Source organism: Pseudomonas sp. K5002, assembly GCF_013386655.1.
In the GTDB taxonomy this organism is placed as follows: Bacteria; Pseudomonadota; Gammaproteobacteria; order Pseudomonadales; family Pseudomonadaceae; genus Aquipseudomonas.
Window position 1 is genome coordinate 1 of sequence record NZ_JACARK010000666.1, and the last position, 3,393, is coordinate 3,393.

Consider the following 3,393-nt stretch of genomic DNA (forward strand, 5'->3'; position numbering starts at 1 on the left):
TTCGCGAGCAAGCCCGCTCCCACATTTGACCGCATTCCAAAGTTGGAACTCGGTTAAGTGTGGGAGCGGGCTTGCTCGCGAAGGGCTCGCCTCGGTCTCAAGCGAACATCACACCATCTCGTTGCGAATCCACTCCACTACGGAGGTCCGCTTCGGCGCCCATCCCAGCAATTCCCGCGCATGCTTGCCGCGCACCCGGCTGTTGGAGCCCAGGCCATAGTTGGCCATTTCATAACCCCACTCGGCCTCGGCATCCGCCAATGGCCAATCCTGTGGTTTACCCAGCTTCAGCGCTTCGGCAATCGCGGTGGTCATGTCGACAAACGCCGCTTCGCCACTCTCCACAAAGTAGAAAGTGCCCGGCACATTCTTTTCCAGCGCCAGCAGGTACAACGCAACCACGTCTTCAATGTGCACGTTGGACCAGATGTTCTGCCCGGTGCCCACATGCCGCACTACACCGCTTTTGCGTGCCTGCTTGAGCAAGCGTGGCAATTGCACGCTGTCGCGCTTGACGCCCAGGCTGTGACCGTAGATCAGGGTGTTGCAGATCACTGCCGAGTTCACGCCATCTTTGGCGGCAGCCAGGATCAGGTTGTCGATGGCCACGCGAGCGGCCTTGTCGACGGTCGGCTCCGGCAGGTTGTCTTCAAAGTAGATGACATCGCTGGACTTACCGCCCGACGCATCGCCAACGATGCTCGAACCGCTGGTGTGCAGGAAGGTTTTGTTGGAACCGCGCAGCGCGGCCAGCAAGGTTTCCACCGCGCCGCGATGGTCGCTGCTGGCGGCGTTGATCACCGCGTCAGCTTTCTTCGCCTGCTCGGTCAACAGCGCGCTGTCATCCAGCGTACCGATCACCGGCGTGATACCCAGTGCCGTCATTTCCGCAGCCTGTTCGGTGCTGCGCACCAGGCCGGTGACGTTATGGCCGGCCTTGACCAGGCCAGTGGCGATGGAACCGCCGATAAAACCGGCAGCGCCGGTGATGAATACGTTCATGGAGGTGTCTCCCTGCGTGAGTAATTGATGGCGTCAGTATTGCGGACCTATCCATTCCGAATAAGTCCGTATTGCCCAATTCAATCTTGCGCAGAGGTCACGAATCAGCTGGCGTAGCTGGCCAGCTTGCCCTGGATAAAGTCCAGGAAGCACTGGATGCGCAAGGCCAATTGCGAGTTGCGGTAGTACACCGCATTGATCGGTTGACGATAGCCGCTGTTGAACTCGGCCAGCACCGGTATCAGGCGCCCGGTCTTGATGTCCTGGGCGGTCATGAAGTCCGATAAACAGGTGATGCCCTGCCCTTCCAGGGCCAGCTGGCGCAAGGTTTCACCGCTGGAAGCGGCAACGCCAGGCTGGATTTGCCAGCGATCGCCGTGCACGTGGCGCAACGGCCAGTGGTTGAGGGTTTCGGTCTGGGTGAAGCCGAGCAACGTGTGTTCGGCCAGTTCGGCAACGGTGGTGGGCGTGCCGTGCTGTTCCAGGTACGCCGGGCTGGCGAGGATATGCAGCGGGCTGCACCCCAGTGAGCGGGCGTGCAACGTCGAGTCGGCCAGGGCACCGATGCGAATCGCGATGTCGGTGCTCTGCTCCAGCAGGTCGATGATCAGGTCGTTACTGTTCAGTTCCAGCTGGATATCCGGGTACAGGTCACGAAACTCGGCGATGTACGGCACGATCGCATGCAGCATGAACGGCGACGCCGCGTTGATCCGCAGGCGCCCCGACGGGGTTTGCTGGCGCGACGACAGGCGTTCTTCCAGGTCGTCCATCTGCTCGAGGATCACCTTGGCCCGCTCGAAGAAATACTTGCCCTCTTCGGTCAGGTCCATGCGCCGGGTGGTGCGGTTGATCAGGGTGGTGTCGAGCTTGGCTTCCAGGCGCGACAAGGTGCGGCTGACCGCCGACGGCGTCTGCCCGACCTGTTCGGCTGCGGCGGAAATCGACCCGCATTCAATCACGCAGACGAAGATCTGTAGCTCATCGGATCGGGCTTTCAACGTGAATCCTCTTTATAGCGGCTGCACGGATACTAGCCGCATTACAGACTCAGGTTAAACACCTGTGCCAGATGCTGTTCATAACGCGCCACGTCGGCTTCGATGGCCGGGCGTTTCATCACGTCCACGCACAGGAAGGTCGGCAGGCCGGTCATGCCGAGGAACTCGTTGGCCTTGTGGAACGGGAAATACACCGCGTCCACGCCCTTGGCTTCGAAAAAGTCGGTGGGGTCGTCGAACGCTTGCTGGGGAGCGTTCCAGGTCAGGGACAGCATGTATTGCTTGCCCTGGATCAGGCCGCCGCTGCCGTATTTCTGCGACGAGTCGGAGCGGGTGCGGCCGTCGCTGGCGTACAGGCTGCCATGGCCTTCGGTGAAGACTTCATCGATGTACTTCTTGACGATCCACGGAGCGCCCATCCACCAGCCGGGCATCTGGTAGATGATCACGTCGGCCCAGAGGAATTTGGCGACTTCTTCGGCCACGTCGTAGCCGGCGTCGATGTGGGTTTCCTTGACGTCGATGCCGCCACGGTCCAGTGCCGCCAGGGCGGCTTCATGCAGGGTGCTGTTGTAGCGACCGTCGGAATGGGCGAATTTCTTACCGCCGTTGAGCAGGAGTACTTTTTTCATAGGGGGTGCCTAAAGATTAAAAATGTCTGAAGGCAGGGTAACGGGGTCTGTCCGTTGGAATAAGCGTCCCGGCGGCAAAATACATTTGACCAAGGCGCACGAATCAACGGCATATTGTTAACCACTGATCAGCAGATGACCTCCCAGCGCGGCCATGCCGATAAAGAACACCCGCTTGAACAGCACGGCACTGATGCGCTGGCGCAGGGCCTGGCCCAGCCACATCCCGAGCAGCGCGGGAACCAGCGCCAGCAACGAGGCGTTCAATTCGCCGCCGCCCAGGCTGCCACGCCAGAACAGCCCAGCTGCCAGCGCCAGGGTCGACACGGTGAACGACAGCCCCAACGCCTGCACCAGCTGATCGCGGTTCAAGCCCAACGCTTGCAGATACGGCACCGCCGGTATCACAAACACCCCGGTGGCCGAGGTGATCACCCCGGTCAGCACGCCGCACAGCGGGCCCAGCCAGCGCTCGGTGGCCGGGCTTACCTTGAACGTCGGCAGCAACAGCCCGCTCAAGGCATACACCAGCAGCGCGCCGCCCAACGCCCGCACCACCCAATGCCCGCCATCCATGCCCAGCCACAACGAGCCCAGCCCGGTGCCGAGGAAAATCAGCAGGAGCATCGGCCACAGGCGTTTGATCAACGCGCTCAGGTGACCGCCGAAGGCCAGTTGCCAGAGGTTGGTGACGGTGGACGGGATGATCAGCAACGCCGCAGCCTGCGCCGGCAACATAGCCAGGCCGAGCATGCCCA

The 3,393-nt window shown here is 61.4% G+C and carries 4 protein-coding genes; all 4 read right to left on the reverse strand.

Annotated features, from left to right (window positions below; genetic code table 11):
• Positions 1-108: 108 nt before the first annotated feature.
• Positions 109-1,002: an NAD-dependent epimerase/dehydratase family protein gene (locus HX846_RS25820; RefSeq protein WP_178966352.1), complete on the reverse strand. Its 894-nt coding sequence runs from the start codon at positions 1,000-1,002 to the stop codon at positions 109-111.
• Positions 1,003-1,106: 104 nt separating this feature from the next.
• Positions 1,107-2,003 carry a LysR family transcriptional regulator gene (locus HX846_RS25825; RefSeq protein ID WP_177040603.1) on the reverse strand — a complete coding sequence of 299 codons (897 nt, stop codon included), beginning with the start codon at positions 2,001-2,003 and terminating at the stop codon, positions 1,107-1,109.
• A gap of 41 nt (positions 2,004-2,044) precedes the next feature.
• Positions 2,045-2,635, reverse strand: a complete 591-nt coding sequence (locus tag HX846_RS25830) for an NAD(P)H-dependent oxidoreductase (protein ID WP_177021607.1) — start codon at positions 2,633-2,635, stop codon at positions 2,045-2,047.
• Between the two features lie 117 nt (positions 2,636-2,752).
• The coding region (locus HX846_RS25835; RefSeq protein ID WP_178966353.1) for a sulfite exporter TauE/SafE family protein at positions 2,753-3,393 on the reverse strand (641 nt) is incomplete at its 5' end.